Annotated in this window: 21 protein-coding genes, 1 pseudogene and 1 riboswitch; of the genes and pseudogenes, 18 read left to right on the top strand and 4 right to left on the bottom strand. The window is 60.5% G+C overall.

The features are described 5' to 3' along the window. Positions 1-111: 111 nt before the first annotated feature. Positions 112-447, top strand: a complete 336-nt coding sequence (locus ACTG2J_RS14465) for an Hpt domain-containing protein (RefSeq protein WP_005353511.1) — start codon at positions 112-114, stop codon at positions 445-447. A gap of 39 nt (positions 448-486) precedes the next feature. Here the strand turns inward: ACTG2J_RS14465 and ACTG2J_RS14460 are convergent, their stop codons facing one another. Further along, positions 487-1,401 (bottom strand): gluconeogenesis factor YvcK family protein, encoded by a 915-nt coding sequence (locus ACTG2J_RS14460; protein ID WP_108541438.1) that lies wholly within the window; start codon positions 1,399-1,401, stop codon positions 487-489. A gap of 113 nt (positions 1,402-1,514) precedes the next feature. Between ACTG2J_RS14460 and ACTG2J_RS14455 the strand changes: the two genes are divergently transcribed. Both ACTG2J_RS14455 and ACTG2J_RS14450 read left to right on the top strand, forming a co-directional pair. Beyond that, positions 1,515-2,699: an FIST signal transduction protein gene (locus ACTG2J_RS14455; protein WP_439997625.1), complete on the top strand. Its 1,185-nt coding sequence runs from the start codon at positions 1,515-1,517 to the stop codon at positions 2,697-2,699. 36 nt (positions 2,700-2,735) lie between these two features. Next, a complete protein-coding gene (locus ACTG2J_RS14450) occupies positions 2,736-4,832 on the top strand; it encodes an ATP-binding protein (protein WP_439997624.1) in 2,097 nt (698 codons plus the stop codon). 249 nt (positions 4,833-5,081) lie between these two features. Here ACTG2J_RS14450 and ACTG2J_RS14445 read toward each other — a convergent pair whose 3' ends face one another. From ACTG2J_RS14445 to narQ, 3 genes are all read right to left on the bottom strand, one after another. Next, entirely contained in the window at positions 5,082-5,657 is a 576-nt protein-coding gene (locus ACTG2J_RS14445; RefSeq protein ID WP_005334473.1) for an LON peptidase substrate-binding domain-containing protein, read from the bottom strand. A gap of 103 nt (positions 5,658-5,760) precedes the next feature. Then, complete coding sequence (gene narL, locus ACTG2J_RS14440) at positions 5,761-6,399, bottom strand: two-component system response regulator NarL (protein ID WP_005334471.1); 639 nt, start codon at positions 6,397-6,399, stop codon at positions 5,761-5,763. Beyond that, positions 6,399-8,111, bottom strand: coding sequence for a nitrate/nitrite two-component system sensor histidine kinase NarQ (narQ, locus tag ACTG2J_RS14435; RefSeq protein WP_005334468.1), 1,713 nt, complete (start codon positions 8,109-8,111; stop codon positions 6,399-6,401). Before narQ ends, narL begins: the two co-directional genes overlap by 1 nt. A 78-nt stretch (positions 8,112-8,189) precedes the next feature. Further along, positions 8,190-8,330, top strand: a riboswitch (molybdenum cofactor riboswitch). Between narQ and moaA the strand changes: the two genes are divergently transcribed. The 15 genes and pseudogenes from moaA (at position 8,318) to modC (ending at position 20,457) form a co-directional block, all read left to right on the top strand. Beyond that, entirely contained in the window at positions 8,318-9,313 is a 996-nt protein-coding gene (moaA, locus tag ACTG2J_RS14430) for a GTP 3',8-cyclase MoaA (protein ID WP_040065406.1), read from the top strand. Its footprint overlaps the riboswitch before it by 13 nt. A 239-nt stretch (positions 9,314-9,552) precedes the next feature. Further along, positions 9,553-10,095 carry a ferredoxin-type protein NapF gene (napF, locus tag ACTG2J_RS14425; protein ID WP_439997623.1) on the top strand — a complete coding sequence of 181 codons (543 nt, stop codon included), beginning with the start codon at positions 9,553-9,555 and terminating at the stop codon, positions 10,093-10,095. 29 nt (positions 10,096-10,124) lie between these two features. Continuing rightward, positions 10,125-10,379, top strand: coding sequence for a chaperone NapD (locus ACTG2J_RS14420; protein ID WP_031227438.1), 255 nt, complete (start codon positions 10,125-10,127; stop codon positions 10,377-10,379). Between the two features lie 101 nt (positions 10,380-10,480). Then, positions 10,481-12,969 (top strand): annotated as a pseudogene (gene napA / locus ACTG2J_RS14415) (nitrate reductase catalytic subunit NapA). A gap of 16 nt (positions 12,970-12,985) precedes the next feature. Beyond that, entirely contained in the window at positions 12,986-13,723 is a 738-nt protein-coding gene (gene napG, locus ACTG2J_RS14410) for a ferredoxin-type protein NapG (protein ID WP_076495511.1), read from the top strand. After that, a complete protein-coding gene (gene napH, locus ACTG2J_RS14405; protein WP_376902564.1) occupies positions 13,720-14,595 on the top strand; it encodes a quinol dehydrogenase ferredoxin subunit NapH in 876 nt (291 codons plus the stop codon). The genes napG and napH overlap by 4 nt, the downstream gene beginning before the upstream one ends. Next, entirely contained in the window at positions 14,595-15,050 is a 456-nt protein-coding gene (locus ACTG2J_RS14400) for a nitrate reductase cytochrome c-type subunit (protein ID WP_005334452.1), read from the top strand. Before napH ends, ACTG2J_RS14400 begins: the two co-directional genes overlap by 1 nt. Positions 15,051-15,061: 11 nt before the next feature. Next, positions 15,062-15,652, top strand: a complete 591-nt coding sequence (locus ACTG2J_RS14395; RefSeq protein ID WP_005353459.1) for a cytochrome c3 family protein — start codon at positions 15,062-15,064, stop codon at positions 15,650-15,652. A gap of 242 nt (positions 15,653-15,894) precedes the next feature. Next, on the top strand, positions 15,895-16,401 hold the full coding sequence (moaB, locus tag ACTG2J_RS14390; RefSeq protein WP_421254187.1) for a molybdenum cofactor biosynthesis protein B: 507 nt from the start codon (positions 15,895-15,897) through the stop codon (positions 16,399-16,401). A gap of 9 nt (positions 16,402-16,410) precedes the next feature. Further along, positions 16,411-16,935: a cyclic pyranopterin monophosphate synthase MoaC gene (moaC, locus tag ACTG2J_RS14385; RefSeq protein WP_005334445.1), complete on the top strand. Its 525-nt coding sequence runs from the start codon at positions 16,411-16,413 to the stop codon at positions 16,933-16,935. Then, entirely contained in the window at positions 16,932-17,177 is a 246-nt protein-coding gene (gene moaD / locus ACTG2J_RS14380; RefSeq protein WP_113739135.1) for a molybdopterin synthase sulfur carrier subunit, read from the top strand. Before moaC ends, moaD begins: the two co-directional genes overlap by 4 nt. 101 nt (positions 17,178-17,278) lie before the next feature. Further along, positions 17,279-17,752 carry a molybdopterin synthase catalytic subunit MoaE gene (gene moaE, locus ACTG2J_RS14375; RefSeq protein WP_113739136.1) on the top strand — a complete coding sequence of 158 codons (474 nt, stop codon included), beginning with the start codon at positions 17,279-17,281 and terminating at the stop codon, positions 17,750-17,752. Between the two features lie 87 nt (positions 17,753-17,839). Next, positions 17,840-18,568, top strand: coding sequence for a molybdate ABC transporter substrate-binding protein (modA, locus tag ACTG2J_RS14370; protein WP_113739137.1), 729 nt, complete (start codon positions 17,840-17,842; stop codon positions 18,566-18,568). Between the two features lie 111 nt (positions 18,569-18,679). Beyond that, positions 18,680-19,360 carry a molybdate ABC transporter permease subunit gene (gene modB / locus ACTG2J_RS14365; protein WP_005361814.1) on the top strand — a complete coding sequence of 227 codons (681 nt, stop codon included), beginning with the start codon at positions 18,680-18,682 and terminating at the stop codon, positions 19,358-19,360. After that, positions 19,357-20,457, top strand: a complete 1,101-nt coding sequence (modC, locus tag ACTG2J_RS14360; RefSeq protein ID WP_162628360.1) for a molybdenum ABC transporter ATP-binding protein — start codon at positions 19,357-19,359, stop codon at positions 20,455-20,457. Before modB ends, modC begins: the two co-directional genes overlap by 4 nt. Positions 20,458-20,512 lie beyond the last annotated feature (55 nt).

Here is a 20,512-nt window from a genome sequence, read left to right as displayed (position 1 = left end):
TATTCCCTGAGCCATCCAATCGGGTGCTTCATCACTGCCTGGCCGTGAGCCACGACATCGAAAACTATCTATAGTATGGTCTGTTTGAATACCGTTCTGGAGGAGCCTCGCATGGAGTGGGTGGATCGCAAGGTGTTGCAGCAGCTGGCAGAGGATATCGGTCCGGATATGCTGCCCGTGGTCATCGCAGTCTTTATTGAAGAGGTGGGCGAGCAGCTGAGTCAGCTCAGGCCCCTCTATGAGCAGGGGGAGTGGGAGGCGCTGGCTCGGGTGGCGCACAGCATGAAATCATCCTGTGGCAGCTACGGCGCCATGCCGAGCTATCAGCAGGTGATGGCGCTGGAGATGGCCAGCAAGCAGGCCGATGTGGCCGAGGCAGAGCGCCAGTTGCAACTGCTGGAGGCCTCCTTGCCTCAAGTGCTCGCGTTTCTTGCCGATTATCAGTAACGGCGCCATGCAAGGATGCCGGGGCGCCGTGACCGTTGCCTAACGCTGGTTGAGCAGTTGCTGGATGATCCGGTCCAGCGCCAGTTTCAGCTTCAACCGATCGTGCCGATGGGGCAGCTCAAGCTCGCCCAGCTCGGCTTCGATCACACGCCCTTGCCAGTCCCCCGCATCACCCGCGCCCTGTGGGGTCAGGATGGCATCCAGCCGACCCTGACCGACCCGGGACTCCAGCCAGCGACACTGACTCATCAGATCCAGCTGGCTGGCAGGGCCGTTTTCTGCCACCAGATTGCAGACGAAAACCAGCATGGCGCTGCTCTCGTTGATGGCCTGGGCGATCTCGGCCAGCAGCAGTGGCGGCATGATGGAGGTGAGAAAACTGCCCGGCCCCAGAATGATCATGTCCGCCTGCTGAAGTGCCAGCACCGCTTCCCGGGTCGCTTGCACTTCCGGCATCAGGCCGAGGGAGAGGGGAGGGGTTGCCAGTTGATCGATGGATACCTCTCCCAGGATCTGGGTGCCACACTCCATATGGGCGCAGAGATCGGTGGGAAATTCAGACATGGGTAGCAATTGTGACTCGATTTTGAGCATGTCACTGATCAGCTTGATAGCATCAAGAGGACGGACACAGAGATTATCGAGCGCCAGCAGCATCAGGTTGCCAAGGTTATGGCCCGCCAGCTCGCCTTTGCCGGCGAAGCGGTACTCGAACAACAGGCTGCCGATGCTGGGATCGGTCACCAGCTGGTTCAGGCAGTTGCGCAGATCGCCCCAGGCGATGCACTCCTGACTCTTGCGCAGGCGTCCGGTCGAGCCGCCATCATCTGTGGTGGTGACGATGCCGGTGAGCCGTTGACCGAGAAATGAGAGGGACGAAAGCACTCGTCCCATGCCGTGGCCACCACCGATGGCAACGACCCGATCGAAGTCATTGATGTTTTTTTGCCACATATGGGCGTCCTGTCATTGGTCTCAGTTGACCGCTATGTTAGCAAGCGAAGCGAGATAATTGTTTGATAAAGGTATGATTTTTGCTTGAGGCTGACATTCGATAAAACAAGGAGATGGTGTTGAAATTTCTGACCGTTCACTCCCTCGCCCAGAATTCATCGCAGGCGGCCCAAGATATCTGCGCGCAGCTGCGCCACCATGCCGATCAGGCCCCCTCCCTGCTGTTACTCTATTTTACCCAAGCCCATGAAGGGGCGATACTGCGCGACGCGCTCAAACGCCAGTTCCCGACGACCCGCCTGCTTGGGTGCAGCTCTTGCGGTGGCGTCATGACCGAGATGGGACACCACGCCCGAGACGGATATGGGCTGGCCGTTGCTGCCCTGTACGATGAGAAAGGGGCATTCGGGGTAGCCGGTGCCAGCGGTGACGGGGTGGATGTGCGACAGTTGCTGCGCCGAGCCATGAGCGACTGTGGTCGGCCGGGCGAGCTGCCCCAGCTGATCCTGTTTCATGCCAGTCCCGGCAAGGAGGAGGGGCTGCTGGCCGGTATCGAGGCCGAACTCGGTGCCTCGGTGCCGGTGGTCGGTGGATCCGCGGCTGATAGCAGTGTCAGCGGTGACTGGCAGCTCTGCTGGGATGAGGCGGTGAGTCAGGATGGCATCGGTCTGGCGGTGCTCTATCCCGATTGCCAGCTGGCCTTTCAGTTTCACTCGGGCTATGTGCCTGCCGAATTCAGCGGCGAGATCACCGCCTGCAACGGGCGGGAGGTACTCACCATCGATCACCAGCCTGCCGCCGAGGTCTATGCCCGCTGGTGCGGGCGCGAGCAGCCCTGGCCGGTGGGGGCGATTTTGCGGGAGACCACGCTCACCCCGCTGGCTCGTCAGGTGGGAGCGCTGGATGGCATTCCTTACTACAAACTCTCCCATCCTGAAGCTGTGACCGAACAGGGCGGGCTGCGGCTCTTTACCGATGTGGAGCAAGGGGAGCGTCTGCTGTTGATGTACAGCAGTCAGGAAGGGTTGTTGCAGCGCAGCCTCAATGCCATGCGCGTTGAGCTAGGGTATGGGGTCGACGTGGAATTGCAGCCTATCGGCGCTCTCATCATCTTTTGTGCTGGTTGTCGTTTGGCGCTAGGTGATATGTTGTGCCAATTTGTCGAGCAGAGCCAGGCTCGCCTCGGCAAGATCCCCTTTATCACCCCCTTTACCTTCGGCGAGCAGGGGCGGCTGCCCAATGGCGAGCTGGCTCACGGCAACCTGATGGTATCGAGCGTGATTTTCCTGACCCGTTGAGTCGGCAGAACATAACAGAGCAGAGCAGGCAACAAGATGATTGGCAACAGTGAACTGGAAGCCCTCGGCGACAAATTGCAGACCACGCTGGTCGATCTTATGCGTTGCCGCGAGCGCGAGGCCAAATATCGTCACGAGTCCCAGACCCTGCTGGGCGGGGTTGCCACCCTCGCCGATGCCAAGACGCTGGAGCAGGTGCTGGAGAGCCTTATCCAAGTGCTCAAACCCTTTATTGGCTTTGAACACGCGGATGTAGTGGCCTGGGAAGGGGAGCAGGGGAGTACCCACCTTAGTACCGAGCCGATGCTATCAGCCCACAGCTGGCGTATGACCCCGGCATTTGCCCGCGCCATCTCGGGTGAAACTCTGGTGATTTACGATCCCGCCCAGCTGCCTGAGCTGGCGCCGCTGGCAAGCGAGCCGGGCTGGGCCAGCGTGATGCTGACCGGGCTGCAGGCCCCCGGTTTTACCGCCACCCTCATCTGCCGCCACGCTCGGGCGGGCACCTTCGATCTCACCAGCAAGGCCGCCATGGAGCGTTGCCGTCCGCTCATCGCCCAGGCGCTGGTCAACATCACCTATCGGGCCCGCTTGCAGGAGCAGGTCGCGGTAAAAACCGAGGCGCTGCAGGCCAGCGAACGCCGTTTTCGCAGCTTCGCCGCCATGGCTTCTGACTGGTTCTGGGAGACAGATGCCGAGCATCGCCTTAGTTACGCCTCAGAGCCGGGTTATCTGGATGAGATGACCCCGCAGGCGACCCGGCCGACCCTCTATGACTACGTCTGCAACAAGCAGAGCTGCGATGCCCAGAAATATCTGCAGCTTTTGGCGCTGCGCCAGCCGGTGCGAGGGGTGCGGATGCAGGTTGCGCTGCAACACGGCCCCTGCTGGATGGAGGTGAGCGCCGAGCCCTGTTTTGACCATGATGGTCTGTTTATCGGTTATCGTGGCACTGCCCGGGATATCAGCAACCAGATCCGCCGTGAGGAGGAGCTGGCGCGGGCACGGGATGAGGCCGAAGCGGCCAACCGTGCCAAGTCCCAGTTTCTGGCCATGATGACCCACGAGATCCGTTCGCCCATGAATGCGGTGTTGGGGATGCTCGATCTGGTGCAGCATGCCGAGCTGGCACCTGAGCAGCAGAGCCTGCTGCGCCATGCCACCCACTCGGCCAGATTGCTGCAAACCATCATCGACGACGTGCTCGATTTTTCGAAAATCGAGTCGCAAACCCTGGTGTTTCACTGCGAGACCCTGCAACCCGTCCAGCTTTGCCAATCTCTGGTCGAGCCGCTGCAAGCTCGCGCGACCGCCAAGGGGATCGCGCTGGTTTATCGGGTCGATGAGTCGGTCCCCCGGGAGTTGCAGGGGGATCCGATGCGTCTGTCTCAGGTGATGGGCAATCTGCTGGACAACGCCCTCAAATTTACCGAACAGGGGCAGGTGACACTGCATCTGGGTTGGCAGGATGAGAAGCTGCTGATCTCGGTCTCCGACACCGGGATCGGGATCGCCGATGCGGATCAGGCGCTGCTGTTTGAACCCTTCTCCCAGGTCGACAACTCGGCTACCCGGCGTTTTTCCGGTACCGGCCTCGGTCTTGCCATCAGCAAGCGTCTGGTGACGCTCATGGGGGGAGAGATCCACCTGAAGAGCGAGCCGGGCAAGGGAAGCTGTTTCTGGTTCGAACTGCCTGGCATGGCGTTGCCTTGCCATAGCCAGCCGCAGCGGGAGGAGGGGGCTTCGGCACTGCTGCCCCTGGATGTGCTGGTAGTGGAGGACAGCCCGGTGAACCAGTTGGTGGTGTCGCTGATGCTGCAAAAACTGGTGGGCAAGGTACGGCTGGCAGCCAATGGTCTGGAGGCTCTGGCGCAGGTGGATGAGCAGCTCCCGGATCTGATCCTGATGGATATGCGGATGCCCCTGATGGACGGACTGGAAGCCACCCGGCGCTTGCGTGAGTTGGGATGTACTATGCCTATCGTCGCCCTGACGGCCAATGCGATGGCGGAGGACAAGGCGTGCTGTCTGGCGCAGGGGATGGATGACTTTCTCGCCAAGCCTATCACCTTGTCACGGCTGAGAGAGTGTTTGCAGCGTCACTTTGGTCAGCGGTTGCCGACGCGCGGATAAAAAAAATGGTCAACTTTGTGGGTTGACCAGTTCTTCAGCAAATACTGAAGAGAGCACGGGATAAATCGGGTTGTATCAATCTATATGAAAAATCTGTGCCAACTTTTTGGGGACTCTTTTGTGTTCAATTTTGGCCGTTTAGCGCAGCGGCTCTCTCTTGTTATGGCGTTTTGCGTTCCTACTTACTCGCAAAATGCGAATTTCACATTTTCATTGTTGGAATAATTGCATTTTGCAAAGCTGTTTTTGTCATTGTGAAATCAGGCGATGCAGAAATTTACGGGCCGCTTCGCTGTTTTGTTTGGCAATCAGCATCTGCTTTTCATAAATCGGCATCGGCAATATCTCGAGCCAGCGTTGGCAGAGCCAGGCGGCATCTTCAAAGCGCTTGTCCGGATAGAGTTCATCAAGCTCCGGATACTGCTCGAACACTTCCCGCAGGCGATTGACCAGCAGCTTGTCGTTGAAATCTGAGTGGGTGCTCGGCCAGTTGGGCAGCATCTCCACCTTGGCCCGGCGCAGGCCCATCTCGTCTGTTTCCATCTCGTGGATACAGAAGCGCTCCAGTCCCAGCACCGTCACCCCCAGCAGGCCATCATTAAGGGTGTAGAAGTCAGTCACCTTGACCCGGGTGCCCACCGGCAGAATGCGGCCGGATTGTCCCGAGGTGGTCGACTCTTCCATCACGATGCCAAAGCCCTGATCGTTGATGAATGACTCCTTGAGCATCTGCAGGTGGCGTGGCTCGAACAGACGCAGAGGAAGCTTGCCGCCCGGCAGTATGTGGGAAGGCAAGGGGAACAGTGCCAAAGGTTGTAGTTTCATGTTCCATCCTCCATTGAGTAGTTGCTGAATATGACAATGCAGCGACTGTGCCAGAGAATGAAAAAAGCCACCGGAGGGTGGCTTTTCGGGCGGTTGAGGGCGCTTAGTTGCGCTGCTCCAGATACATGACAGCCGCTTCCACGCGGCTTTGCGCCTCGAGTTTCTTCAGCAGGCTCTTCACGTGAACCTTGACCGTTCCCTCGGAGATATGGAGTACCGAGGCGACCTGTTTGTTGGAGAGGCCTTTTGCAATTTCGCGCAGGATTTGCATTTCGCGACGCGTTAAGCTTTCCAGCTTCTGCTGCAGGTGATCCAGCTCGTAGATGTTTTCGAGATAGGGGCGCAGCGGTTCGCTCAGGATCTGCTTGCCGGTCATCACGTCGGCCAGCTGGGCCAGCAGCAGATCAGGCTCGGTATCCTTGAGCAGGTAGCCGTCGGCACCCGCCTTGAGCAAAGCCACCACATCCTGACGGGCATCGGAGACGGTGAGGATCACCACCCGGGAGGTGATCTCTTCGGCCCGCAGCGCCTTGAGGGTATCGAGGCCGGAGAGCCCCTTCATGTTGAGGTCGAGCAGGATCAGGTCCGGCTCGGACTCTTTGGCCAGCGCCACGGCATCTGTGCCGTTGGAGGCTTCACCGGTCACCTCCATGTTCTCTTCCAGAGCCAGCAACTGCACAATCCCTTTGCGCATGAGGGGATGGTCATCTACGACCAGAACTGTGTATTTCATCTCGTCCATCAGGCGTCTCTCGCTAGACTGGTGGGAAAGGTCAGATGCACGCAGGTGCCTTGTGGTTGCTGCTCGTTGATGGTCAGCAGACCGTGCAGTTTGCTGGCGCGCTCGTTCATGATGCTCAACCCGTAATGGTTGATCGCCGAGCTGGCGAGTCCGATCCCGACACCGTCATCTGAAATCTGAACCTCAATGTTACCACTGGCGAGGGTCTCACAGCTAACATCAATCACTTGCGCGTTGGCATGTTTGATGGCATTGAGCACTGCCTCACGGATCAACTGCAAAATGTGGATATGCTGGCCCGCCTCCAGGTCGTTGTCGGCCAGTCCGTAATGGAACCGGATTTCGGCCTGGGTCTGAGGCTGCAGTTGATCAAGCATGACGCGGATCGCTTCCCCCAGATTGGCATCGCCAATGGTGAGACGGAAGGTACCGAGCAGTTCGCGCAACTGGGTATAGGCATTGCTAAGCCCCTCGTCGATCTGCTGCATCGCCTCCTGCGCCTTGTCATGTTGCCCCTTGGCGTAAGAGCGCTTGAGCAGGGTGGACTGGATCTTGAGATAGGAGAGGGCCTGCGCCAGCGAGTCGTGCAGCTCCCGGGCGATCACCGCCCGCTCCTCCATCAGCAGCAGTCGCTGCTGTTGCAGCAGGGTCTGGTCTTTGTGCAGCACCTGAGCCAGCAGCATGGTGAAGTTCTTGATCAACCGCTCATCGATGGGGTGTTGGCTGATGATGTCGAGGCGACCAAACTCCTGCTCATCCATCTGCAGATAGAAGCTGGCGACCGCATCGAGATCGCCGGGCCAGCCGGTGCGCCCCGAGATGTAGACCGGCATGGCGTTGTGCTCGAAGCGGGTCAGCCGGATGTGGTCGATATGCTGGTGGGCGGCGGCGCGGTCCAGCAGTTTGATAAGGGTACGGGTGCTGAGCGGGGCAGCGTGCAGCTTCTGGGCGGTCGAGTAGAGAAACGAGAGTGTGTCGTTGGCCTGTTGCAGCTTGGCGGTTTTCTCTTCCACCTTGTTTTCCAGCTCCCGATAGAGTTTGCCCAGCTCGTCCGCCATGGTGACGAAGGCGCGCGACAGCTCCCCCAGCTCATTTTCGCCGTGGGCGGGCAGCTTAAGATCGAAATCCTGCCGCTGGATCTGGCGGGCGCAGTAGACCAGCTGGTTGAGGGGGGCGACCACCTGCTGACGGGTGAAGCGCACCGTGAACCAGGCGATGGTGATGATGGCCAGCAGGCCGAGCCCCTCCGCCAGTGCCAGCATCCGCACCTTGAATTCCACGTGGTACTGCATCTGATTGACGAAATTGTCGATGGCCGCCACAAACTGCTCTGTGTTATCGGTGTACCGTCTGGGGGTGCGATCCTCGATGTGCTGGCGCATTACCTGCCACTGGCCGAGCACCTCGCCATAGGTGCGACGCAGGGAGGCAGGAGTGATCCAGCGCTGGGTCTCCTGCAGCTCTTCGGCGTGCAGGGTCTCTTCAAACTGGGAGAGGCGTCCCAGCACGCTGTCGCCCCGCTCGATTTCGTAGGCCATCCGGTAGGCCTGCATCCGCAGCGAACCGGAGAGGTTGATCGCCTTGGCATCGGGTACCGAGTAGAAGAGGGTGACCATGGCGACCAGCGCGATCAGGCTGGCCATGAAGAGGATCAACACCATGGCGCGGCCAATGGCACTGCTGACCGAATGGACCCTGAACCGTTTTCCCATACTGATGCGCACCTCTGAATAGTGATAAGGACCCCGCAAGATGCGTGGGAGTGTACTCCAACTTGTGTTAGCATCGAAAAACTAGATGAACTCCGAGCGGTTTTGCCTAAGTCCTAGCGATAGGGGGAAACCAGCCGTCAGCCGACGTTCGAGCTGTAAGGGTCAGGAAAGAAATGCCCTAGCCTCCCGTATTTGGAAAGGTGTTTATGTTGCCACTTGAAGATGGTTTTTCCCGTCGTTTTTACTATTTGCGTCTGTCGGTGACCGATGTGTGCAATTTCCGTTGCACCTATTGTTTGCCTGACGGTTATCGCCCCCCCGAAGGTCACAAAGCGGGGCGTCAACCCTTTCTCTCGATTGACGAGATCCGCCGCGTGGTCAGCGGTTTTGCCGCCATGGGCACCCGCAAGGTGCGCATCACGGGGGGCGAGCCCTCCCTGCGCCGCGATTTCACCGAGATCGTCAAGGTGATTGCCACCACTCCGGGTATCGAGAAGGTCGCCATGACCACCAACGGCTATCGCCTCAAGGAGCGGGCCCAGGAGTGGTTTGATGCCGGACTCAACGCGCTGAATGTCAGTGTCGACAGTCTCGACCCGCGCCAGTTTCACCAGATCACCGGTGAGAACAAGCTGGCCGAGGTGATGGAGGGGATCGAAGCAGCACTGGCCGCCGGTTTCAAATCGGTGAAGATCAATGCTGTGCTGCTCAAGGGGCTCAACGACTACCAGCTTGATGCCTTTCTGGGCTGGATCAGGTACAAGCCCATCGAGCTGCGCTTTATCGAGCTGATGCAGACCGGCGAGATGGATACCCTGTTTCGTGACCACCATGTCAGCGGCGAGCAGATCAAACAGCGCTTGCTGGAGAGCGGCTGGGTGCAGCAGTTGCGGGGCACGGATGACGGTCCGGCGCAGGTCTTTATGCACCCCGATTCGCAAGGTGGGGTGGGGCTTATCATGCCCTACAGCAAGGATTTCTGTGCCGGTTGCAACCGGCTGCGGGTCTCCTCGCTGGGGAAGCTGCATCTGTGCCTGTTTGGCGACAACGGCATCGACTTGCGGGATCTGCTCGGCGCAGATGGGCAATCTGATGAGCTGCAACAGCGCATTCGCGCGGCACTGGCGGGCAAGAGTGCCACCCATCGTCTCCATGAGGGCAATGCCGGTATCACCCCTCATCTCGCCTCGATCGGCGGATAACCGCAAAAAATCGCCAACGATTAAATAGCAATCCTCACATGGAGGTATTTTAACCGATACCTCCTTTTTTATTGCGCTGCAAGGCTTTGATCTGGCGCAAGAATCCCCCCTGTTTATCTCCCTGGTGGTATATCCCTTACCTTGTCAGGGCCGCAATATACACCCACTCTTATAATTGGTATCAAGAATGCCAATCATGGACTCGCACTGTCCCCTTTTTCACCAGAACAGGAGTCAACATGCCGGATGAGATCGATCTTGCCCGCCGCGGCCTGTTCCGGGGGCGGCTGAGAACCGCCGAACCGCCGGTGCAGTTGCCCTGGTCAGTCAACCGGTCGGCATTTGTCGCCGACTGCACCCGCTGCGGGGACTGCCTGGCCGCCTGTCCGGAGCAGATCCTGGTGAATGGCGAGGGAGGTTTTCCGGTGGTCGATTTCCAGCGTGGCGAATGCACCTTCTGCACCGAGTGCGTCACGGTCTGCAAGGCGCCGCTGTTTCGCCCGACCAGCGAGTCCCCCTGGCACTACAAGGCCCATATCGAGGCCAACTGTCTGGCCAATGGTCAGGTGTTCTGCCAGCGCTGTCAGGACAGCTGTGAGCCCAATGCCATTCGTTTTATTCCGGTGCTGGGGCGTGTGCCTACCCCAACGGTCGAGCCGGATCGCTGTAATGGCTGCGGCGCCTGTGTGCAGGATTGTCCGGTTGGCAGCATCAAGGTCGACGGGCGAGCCGCCCCATCCGGTGGTGCGAGCCAGCCCACCCTCAAGCAGGAGTCAGAATGAGTCAGAAGCCGTGTGACACAGAAGCCACAATGGATCAGGAGTTCCATGTATCGAGTCTGGTGGTGCTGACCCAGCCCCCTTTGCGCCATCAGCTCGCCGAGCAGATTGGCGCCCTTGAAGGGGCCGAGATCCACGCCGTCAGTGACGAGGGCAAGCTGGTCGTGACCCTGGAAGGTCCGAGCCAGCGGCCGATCATGGCGGCCATTGATGCGATACAGGCGATGCCGGGCGTGCTCTCAGCCGCCCTGATTTACCACCAGTTCGATGAACTGGGCGGTCACTGAAAAGAGTGATGGGATGCCGGGCGTGCCCTCTGCCGCTGATGGCTGGCTCCCGTTCGACAGATTCGACAACTATTACGCGATAAGCAATGTGAGGATATGCCATGAAGCTGAGTCGACGCGACTTTATGAAGGCCAACGCGGTGGCAGCTGCCGCTGCCGTGGCCGGTGTCAGTGCCCCCACGCTGGCAGCCAATCTCATCACCAGTACCGACAAGACTGCCATCCATTGGGATAAGGCTCCCTGCCGCTTCTGCGGTACCGGCTGCTCCGTGCTGGTGGGCTCTCAGGATGGTCGGGTCGTGGCGACTCAGGGCGACCCCGATGCGCCGGTCAACCGTGGCCTCAACTGCATCAAGGGCTACTTCCTCTCCAAGATCATGTACGGCCAGGATCGCCTGACCCAGCCGATGCTGCGGATGAAGAACGGCCAGTTCGACAAGGATGGCGACTTCGCCCCCATCAGCTGGGATCAGGCGTTCGACATCATGGCCGAGAAGTTCAAGGCGACCCTGAAAGAGAAGGGGCCGACCGCCGTCGGCATGTTCGGCTCCGGCCAGTGGACCGTCTGGGAAGGCTATGCTGCCGCCAAGCTGATGAAGGCCGGTTTCCGCTCCAACAACATTGACCCCAATGCCCGCCATTGCATGGCCTCTGCGGTCGTTGGCTTCATGCGTACTTTCGGTATGGATGAGCCGATGGGCTGTTACGACGATATCGAGCAGGCCGATGCGTTCGTGCTGTGGGGCTCCAACATGGCCGAGATGCACCCCATCCTCTGGTCGCGGATGTCCGATCGCCGTCTCTCCAACCCGGATGTGCAGGTGCACGTGCTCTCGACCTTCGAGCACCGCAGCTTCGAGCTGGCGGACAATGGCATGGTGTTCACCCCGCAGACCGATCTGGCGATCCTCAACTATGTCGCCAACTACATCATCCAGAACGACAAGGTGAACTGGGACTTCGTCAACAAGCACACCGTGTTCAAGAAGGGGGCCACCGACATCGGTTACGGCCTGCGCCCGACCGATCCGCTGCAGCAGAAAGCGAAGAACCCGGACAGTGGCGATGCCACTCCGATGACCTTCGAGGAGTTTGCCAAGTTCGTGGCGGATTACGATGTGGAGTCGGTCTCCAAGCTCTCCGGCGTCTCCAAAGAGAAGCTGGAAAAGCTGGCCAAGCTCTATGCCGATCCGGGCAAGAAGGTGGTCTCCTACTGGACCATGGGTTTCAACCAGCATACCCGTGGCGTCTGGGCCAACAACCTCTGCTACAACATCCACCTGCTGACCGGCAAAATCTCCGAGCCGGGCAATGGTCCTTTCTCACTGACCGGCCAGCCCTCCGCCTGTGGCACCGCGCGTGAAGTGGGTACCTTTGCCCACCGTCTGCCTGCCGACATGGTGGTGACCGAGCCCAAGCACCGCGCCATTGCCGAGCAGATCTGGAAACTGCCGGAGGGGACCATTCCCGACAAGGTGGGTTTCCACGCCGTGCTGCAGGATCGCATGCTCAAAGATGGCAAGCTCAACGCTTACTGGGTGATGTGTAACAACAACATGCAGGCCGGCCCCAACATGAATACCGATCGCCTGCCTGGCTATCGCGACCCGCGCAACTTCATCGTGGTCTCTGACCCGTACCCGACCGTCACTGCCCAGGCTGCTGACCTCATTCTGCCGACCGCCATGTGGGTGGAGAAAGAGGGGGCTTACGGCAACGCCGAGCGCCGGACCCAGTTCTGGCACCAGCAGGTGAAAGCGCCGGAAGGGGCCAAGTCCGACTTGTGGCAGCTGATGGAGTTCTCCAAGCGCTTCAAAGTCGAGGAAGTGTGGCCGGCTGAGCTGATTGCCAAGATGCCGGAAGTGAAGGGCAAAACCCTGTTTGATGTGCTCTATGCCAACGGTCAGGTCAACCAGTTCCCGAAAGAGCAGAGCAAGGGGGTGCTGAACGACGAGGCCGAGCACTTCGGGTTCTACGTCCAGAAGGGGTTGTTCGAGGAGTACGCCACCTTCGGTCGTGGCCACGGTCACGATCTGGCTCGTTCGATCAGTACCACGAAGCCCGTGGTCTGCGTTGGCCTGTGGTAGATGGCAAAGAGACCCTGTGGCGCTATCGCGAAGGGTTCGACCCCTATGTGAAAGCGGGTGAGGGGGTGCGCTTCTATGGCAAGCCCGATGGCAAGGCGGTCATCTTCGCCCTGCCGTTCGAGCCCGCCGCCGAGTCGCCGGATAAAGAGTACGATCTGTGGCTCTCCACCGGCCGCGTGCTGGAGCACTGGCACACCGGCACCATGACCCGTCGGGTTCCCGAGCTTTATCGCGCCTTCCCGGATGCGGTGCTGTTTATGCACCCGGACGATGCCAAGGCTCGCGGCGTGCGCCGTGGTGAAGAGGTGATTGTCTCCTCCCGCCGTGGCGAGGTGAAGACCCGTGTCGAGACCCGTGGTCGCAACCGTCCGCCGAAAGGACTGGTCTTCATGCCCTTCTTTGATGCCAGCCAGCTGGTCAACAAGCTGACCCTGGACGCCACCGATCCGCTCTCGAAAGAGACCGATTACAAGAAGTGCGCCGTCAAGGTGATGAAGGCTTAAGGCGGGGGAGTGCGAGATAAGTCGTAGTCGTCGCCAGTTTCTGGCCGACATGGCCAAGGGGGCCTGCGGTGTGGGCCTGCTTGGCGTGGGGCTCGGCGGCATGGCACGCCAGCAGGCACAAGCTGTGCCTGCCCAGGCGCTGCGTCCGCCTGCCGCCCTCGATGAAACAGAGTTCCTCAGCGCCTGCGTGCGTTGCGGGCTCTGCGTCGAGGCGTGCCCCTACGACACCCTCAAGCTCGCCCGGCTGTTTGACCCTGTGACCACTGGCACCCCCTATTTCAAGGCGCGTGCCGTGCCCTGCGAGATGTGTGATGACATCCCTTGTGTGGTGGCCTGTCCGAGCGGGGCGCTGGATCAGCAGATGACCGACATCGATCAGGCCCGGATGGGGGTGGCTGTGCTCATCGATCACGAGACCTGCCTCAACTATCTGGGGCTGCGCTGCGATGTCTGTTATCGGGTCTGCCCGTTGATTGACAAGGCGATCACTCTTGAGCTGCAGCATAACCAGCGTACCGGCAAGCACGCCATGTTCCTGCCCACGGTACACAGCGATATCTGTACCGGCTGTGGCAAGTGTGAGCATGCCTGCGTGCTGGAGGAGGCCGCCATCAAGGTGGTGCCACGCCAGCTCGCCAAAGGTGAGCTGGGTCATCACTACCGGCTCGGCTGGGAAGAGAAGGCCAAGGCGGGGAACAAGTCGCTCATCGGCGACAGGCTCACCCTGCCCACCCGTAAACCGGAGGGGTTATGAGTCGTTATCCGGGGGAAGAGGCTCGCATCAAGCTGGGGTGGTGGCGGTCCCACCGCTTCCTGCTGCTGCGCAGGCTGAGTCAGTTCAGCGTGCTCGGGCTGTTTTTGCTGGGACCGCTGGCGGGCATCTGGATCCTCAAGGGCAATCTCTCCAGCTCGCTGTTGCTGGAGACTGTGCCGCTGACCGATCCGCTGACCCTGTTGCAATCGGTGGCCGCAGGCCACTGGCCCATCACCACTCTCTGGCTGGGGGCTGCCATTGTGCTGGCCGGTTACTGGCTGGTCGGTGGGCGGGTGTTCTGCTCCTGGGTCTGTCCGGTCAACCTTATCACGGATGCGGCGGCCTGGCTCCGGGGGCGACTTGGCCTCAAGGGCAACGGCCAGTTCAGCCGTGCGACCCGCTACTGGCTGCTGGCCATGGTGCTGGTGGTGCCTGCGGTGGTCGGGGTGATGGCGTGGGAGCTGGTCAATCCGGTGTCGCTCGCCATGCGCGGCCTGCTGTTTGGCATGGGGGCGGGCTGGGCCCTGCTTGCGGCGCTGTTCCTGTTCGATCTTTTCGTGGTTGAGCGGGGCTGGTGTGGTCATCTCTGTCCGGTGGGGGCCTTCTATGCCCTGGTCAACCGGGTCGGGTTTATCAAGATTTCTGCCAAGGGGCGCGAGCGGTGCAACAACTGCATGGATTGTTATGCGGTCTGCCCGGAGCGTCACATCCTGCGCGGGCCTGTTCATGGTGCCAAGCGCGGTCACGGGCCCTTGATTGCGGCTCAGGAGTGTACCAACTGTGGCCGCTGCATCGATGTCTGCGCGGAACAAGTTTTTGAAATCACTGTAGGTTTTGCCGTCAAGGCAGAAAAAACGTCGGAGAACAAATAATGAAAAAGCTGATTGGAGCAATGCTGGCCTGCCTGATGGCGGGATCCTTGATGGCAGCGGCCCCCGAGATCACCAACAGTACCGGTGGCCTCAAGTCCGAGCGTGGCGCCACTGATCTGGTGACCGATGCCACTGCCGCGCCCCTGAAAAACTTCCGCAAGGATGGCGCGCCCTACGATCGCCAGTACATGCATCAGCCGCCGCTGATCCCCCACGACATTCGCAACTATGAGGTGGACACCAAGGTCAACAAGTGCCTGGCTTGCCACAGCTTCAAGAATGCCAGCGCCATGAAGGCCCCCAAGATCAGTCCGACTCACTTCGAGACCCGCGACGGCCTGACCCTGGGTGAAGTGTCGCCGCGTCGCTACTTCTGCCTGCAGTGCCATGTACCGCAAGCGGATGCCAAGCCGCTGGTGGAAAATACCTTTAAACCGGTTGAAGCGCTGAACTGAGGAATCCATAGATGAAATTACCCGGCTTTATCCAGCGTCTGTGGACCACCTTCAAGTCACCGTCGAAGGCGGCTCTCTGGGTCATCTTGCTGATGGGCTTCTTCGGTGGCGTGATTTTCTGGGGTGGCTTCAACACCGCCATGGAAGCATCCAACACCGAGGCCTTCTGCACCAGCTGTCACGAGATGAAGGACAACGTGTTCGAGGAGTACCGCGACACCATCCACTACGCCAACCGCTCCGGCGTGCGGGCCAGCTGCCCGGATTGCCACGTACCGCACGAGTGGACCTACAAGATCATCCGCAAGGTGCAGGCCTCCAAGGAGCTGTGGGGCATGATCACCGGCAAGGTGGATACCCGTGAGAAGTTCGAGTCGCACCGGCGCGAGATGGCGGAGCGAGAGTGGCAGCGGATGAAAGAGACCGATTCGCGCGAGTGCCGCAACTGCCACAACTTCGAGTATATGGACTTCTCCCTGCAGGGGCAGCGTGCCGCCAAGATGCACTCTACCAATCTGGCCAGTGGTGAAAGTACCTGCATCGACTGTCACAAGGGGATTGCTCACCAGCTGCCCGACATGACCGGGGTGAAAGGATTCTGATCCTGCGACGACAGGCCGGGTTTGCCCGGCCTGCGTTTTGTTCATATATGGGACAAGCATCAGATTTGTGTGTCTTTTAAATCCCATATCTCGTGAAACCTTTGATAGAATCAGCCCGCCGTCACACGCTTGAGCAAGTTGGTCACCCCTGTCTGCGTCCGTTTTTGTGCTCTGACAGCTGGCCTCTCATACCCCTTCTCTTCCTGCCTCGTTGACGGCCCATAGCCACAAGGAGCTGCCCGATGGGACAGAAACACAACGCATTTATTCCCCTCAAGATCGCCGTGCTGACGGTTTCCGACAGCCGCACTGCCGCCGATGACAGCTCGGGCGACTATCTGGTCTCGGCCCTTACCGACGCGGGCCATCTGCTGGCCGATCGGGCGCTCTGCCCGGACAACCTGTTTCGCATTCGAGCCCAGGTGAGCGAGTGGATCGCCGATGAAGGGGTACAGGTGGTGCTGATTAACGGCGGTACCGGCTTCAATGAACAGAACCGGGTACCGGAAGCGGTCGGTGTGCTGTTCGAGCGCACCGTACAGGGTTTTGGCGAGATGTTCCGTCAACTCTCTTTTGCCGAGATTAAAGGCTCCGCCATGCAGAGCCGTGCGCTGGCGGGACTCGCCAATCGCACCCTGATCTGCTGTCTGCCGGGCTCCACCGGCGCCTGTCAGCTGGGTTGGGAGCAACTGATCCGCGATCAGCTCGATGCCCGCACCAAGCCGTGCAACTTTGTCTCCCACCTCTGAGAGCAAACGATGAACCAGACAGATACCAAGCAGACCCAGCCCAACCTGACGCATCTGAATCAGAGCGGCGAAGCCCATATGGTGGATGTGACCGACAAGCAGGTGACCGAGCGCGAAGCCCGTGCCGAGGCGTTTGTTGCCATGGCCCCCGAGACGCTGGCGCTGATCCTGAGCGGCCAGCATCACAAGGGTGACGTGTTCGCCACCGCCCGCATCGCCGGCATCATGGCCGCCAAGAAGACCTCTGATCTTATCCCCCTCTGTCATCCGCTGGCCTTGACCAAAGTCGAGGTGGAGATAGTGCCGCTGGCCGAGCAGAATCGGGTGCATATCCGCACCCTCTGCAAGCTCTCCGGCAAGACCGGGGTAGAGATGGAGGCGCTGACCGCCGCGTCGGTAGCGGCGTTGACCATCTACGACATGTGCAAGGCGGTGCAAAAGGACATGGTGATCGAACAGGTGCGGCTGGTAGAGAAAAAGGGCGGCAAGTCCGGCCATTTTCAGTTGGGGTCAAATAGCGGGGAACAAGCATGATCAAGGTACTTTTTTTTGCGCAAGTAAGAGAGCTGGTGGCCTGCGATGAGCTGAGCCTGCCGTGCGACTACGCCACTGCCGAACAACTGCGCGCGGCGCTCAGTGAACGCGGCGACAAGTGGGCGCTGGCGCTGGAAGCTGGCAAGCTCTTGGTCGCGGTCAATCAGACCCTGGTGTCCCTCGATACCCCCATCAATGATGGCGATGAGGTGGCCTTCTTCCCACCGGTGACCGGAGGTTAAGGATGAGCGAGATAATGACCGTGGATCGCACCATTGAGCTGTGCGGTGGTGACGAAGTGGCCTTCTTCACTTTCTCTCCAGTAACGACCGGAGGCTGAGCCATGAACGACGTAGCCATTACAGACCGCATTCTGGTGCAGCGGGCCGACTTCTCGCTGGCGGACGAATATGCCCGCCTCGCCACCCGCCCCGATAGTGGCGCCATTGTCACTTTTGTTGGCAAGGTGCGCGACTTCAATCAGGGGGAGGAGGTGAAGGGGCTGGCCCTCGAGTACTACCCCGGTATGACCGAGAAGGCGCTGGCCGATATCGTGCAGGAGGCCCGCCGCCGCTGGCCGCTGCAGGAGTGTACCCTCATTCATCGTATCGGCGAGCTGTGGCTTGGCGATCAAATCGTGCTGGTGGCGGTGAGCAGTGCCCACCGCGACGCTGCCTTTGATGCCTGTCACTTCATCATGGATTTCTTGAAAACCCGGGCACCGTTCTGGAAAAAAGAGCTGACCGCCGAGGGTGTGCAACGCTGGGTCGAGGCCAAGGAGAGCGACAACGCCGCCGCTGCCCGCTGGCAAGCCTGACCTGTTCATCACGAGGGGCGCAGGTTCAACGGGAACCACGGCCCCGTCAAGGGGCGCGGATGTGCGGGCCCCATCAGGAGAAAGGGAATGAAACCGCTATTATCTGTTGTCATCGCCGGTGTCTGCGCCGCCACCTTGCATACCGGTGCCGTGCAGGCCGATGAAGTGAAAGTGGCCGTGGCTGCCAACTTCAAGGGCACCATAGAGCGTATCGGCAAGGAGTTTACCGCCAAGACCGGCCACACCCTGGCCATCTCGTCTGCCGCCACCGGGGTGCTCTACACCCAGATCAGTCACGGCGCACCGTTCGATCTCTTCCTCTCCGCCGATGCGGCGACCCCCGAGAAGCTGGAAAAAGAGGGCAAGGGAAGCGATCGCTTCACCTACGCCATCGGCCAGCTGGGGCTGTGGAAGAAGGGGGGGCCGGCCCCTGACGAGGCGACCCTGCGTAGCTGGAAAGGCAACCTTGCCATCGCCAATGCCCGTACCGCCCCCTATGGTGCTGCCGCCATGGCGACCCTCACCCATCTCAAGATCGATCCCAAGCAGTACCGGCTGCTGACCGGTGCCAACATCGGCCAGACCTGGCAATTTGTCGACACCGGCAATGCCGAACTGGGCTTTGTCGCCTGGGCTAATCTGGTGGAAGCGGGCAAGACTGGTGAAGCCTGGGCAGTGCCTGCGAGCTTCTATCCCCCCATCGAGCAGCAGGGGCTGGTATTGAAGAAAGGCGCCGCGGTCGAGGCGCTGGTCGCCTGGCTCAAGGGGGCGGGTCAGGCGCAGATCAAGGCAGCTGGTTATGCCTTGCCCCAATAAGGGGATGGGCCTGATGCGATACCCTGAGTGGTCGGCCTTCGGGTCGGCCACTCTTTGCAATAAGGATGGATACCATGCCGTTGGGGGCATTTATCAACCGGGAGGTCGGCAATGAGTGAAGGGGATCTGCTGGCGGTCTGGCTCACCCTGAAGCTCGCGGCCTGCACCACAGCGATTTTGCTGTTGCTGGCGCCGCCGCTGGCATGGTGGCTGTCGCGCAGTCAGAACCGGCTGCGGCCGCTGGTGGAGGCGCTGGTGGCGCTGCCGCTGGTGCTCCCTCCCACAGTGCTGGGTTTTTATCTGCTGCTCGCCTTCTCCCCCGAATATGGTTTCGGCGCCTGGTGGCGCGACACTTTTGGTGCCCCGCTTGCCTTCAGCTTTCTCGGCCTGCTGTTCGCCTCCATTCTCTATTCACTGCCGTTTGTGGTGCAGCCGCTCACCTCTGCCTTCGTCAACATGGGTAACAAGGAGCTGGAGGCTGCCGCTACCTTGGGGCTCGGCCCGCTGGAACGCTTCTTCCACATCATCTTGCCGATGACTCTGCCCAGCTTTGTGATGGCGGCAGCGCTGGGCTTTGCCCACACCCTGGGGGAGTTTGGCGTGGTGCTGATGATTGGCGGCAATATTCCGGGCGAGACCCAGGTGCTCTCGATTGCCCTGTTTGATCATGTGGAGGCGATGGATTACCAGAACGCCCATATTCTGGCGGGTGGCCTGATGGCCTTCTCGCTGGTGATGCTGGTGCTGGTCTACGGGGTGCTGCAGCGCAGACAGCGGAGAGTGTTTGGATGAACCAGCCCGCCACTATGCCGCCAGTGAACGAGCCGCACCGCCATGCCCTGAACCTCCATGCCCGGCGCGAGTTTGGCTCCTTTACCCTCGATTGCGCACTGACCCTCGAACTGGGGGGGATCCTCGGCCTGTTCGGCCCCTCGGGCTGCGGCAAGAGTACACTGCTGCGCATCATCGCCGGGCTCGATCGCCAAAACGGGGATCGCTTGCGGTGGCGCGATCGGGAGTGCGCCGCGCTGCTGCCTGAAGCGCGCCGGATCGGGCTGGTGTTTCAGGACTCGCGCCTCTTCCCCCATCTGACGGTGCTCGGCAATCTGCAACTGGCGTCCCGCAAGGGACGGGGGCGTTGGCAACCCGAAGCGCTGGCGGCGCGGCTCGGCTTTGCCGATCTGCTGGGGCAACCTGCCCATGCCCTCTCTGGCGGTCAACGCCAGCGGGTTGCGCTGGGGCGGGCGCTGCTGGCCGAACCCGATCTGCTACTGCTCGATGAGCCTTTCTCGGCGCTCGATCGGCGCAGCCGCATCCATCAGGCCCATGTGCTCAAGGGCTTGCAGCAGGAGAGCGGTATCCCGATGATCTTCGTCAGCCACGCCATGGAGGAGGTGAGCCTGCTCTGCGATCAGCTGGTGTTGCTGGAAAGTGGCAGGGTCGAGGCGCAAGGTCGGCCGAGCGAGATCTTCGCCCGAACCGATCTCTCGCTCGCCAGCCGTGACGATGCCGGGGTGATGCTGAATGCCACCTTGGCCCACTATGATGACGACGAGCAGATGGCGACCCTGCAACTCGGTGAGCAGCGACTGCGGGTCACCATGACCCAGGTGCCGGACGAGAGCGGCCCCTTGCAGATCAAGGTGGCGGGGCGGGATGTGGTGATTGCCACGGCACCCATCGAGCACTCCAGTCTCTCCAACTGTCTCGTCACCCGTCTGCTGGCGGTGCGCGAGGTGCGCCCCGGCCAGACCCTGTTGCAGTTGGCGCTGGGTGAGCAGATACTGCTGGCCCGGATCACCAGCCGCTCCGCCAGGCGGCTGGCGCTGTCGCCGGAGCAGCAGATCTACGCTTATATCAAGGCGGTGAGTCTGGTCAGCGAAGGCTGATTGGGCGCCGTGCCGTGGCAGGATAACCACGGTGACATAACAACAAGAGATGGTT

This window comes from Aeromonas sp. 6P, from assembly GCF_051919525.1.
In the GTDB taxonomy this organism is placed as follows: domain Bacteria; phylum Pseudomonadota; class Gammaproteobacteria; order Enterobacterales; family Aeromonadaceae; genus Aeromonas; species Aeromonas veronii.
Note: the sequence above shows the minus strand (reverse complement) of the source record. Positions and strands in the feature narration are given on the sequence as shown.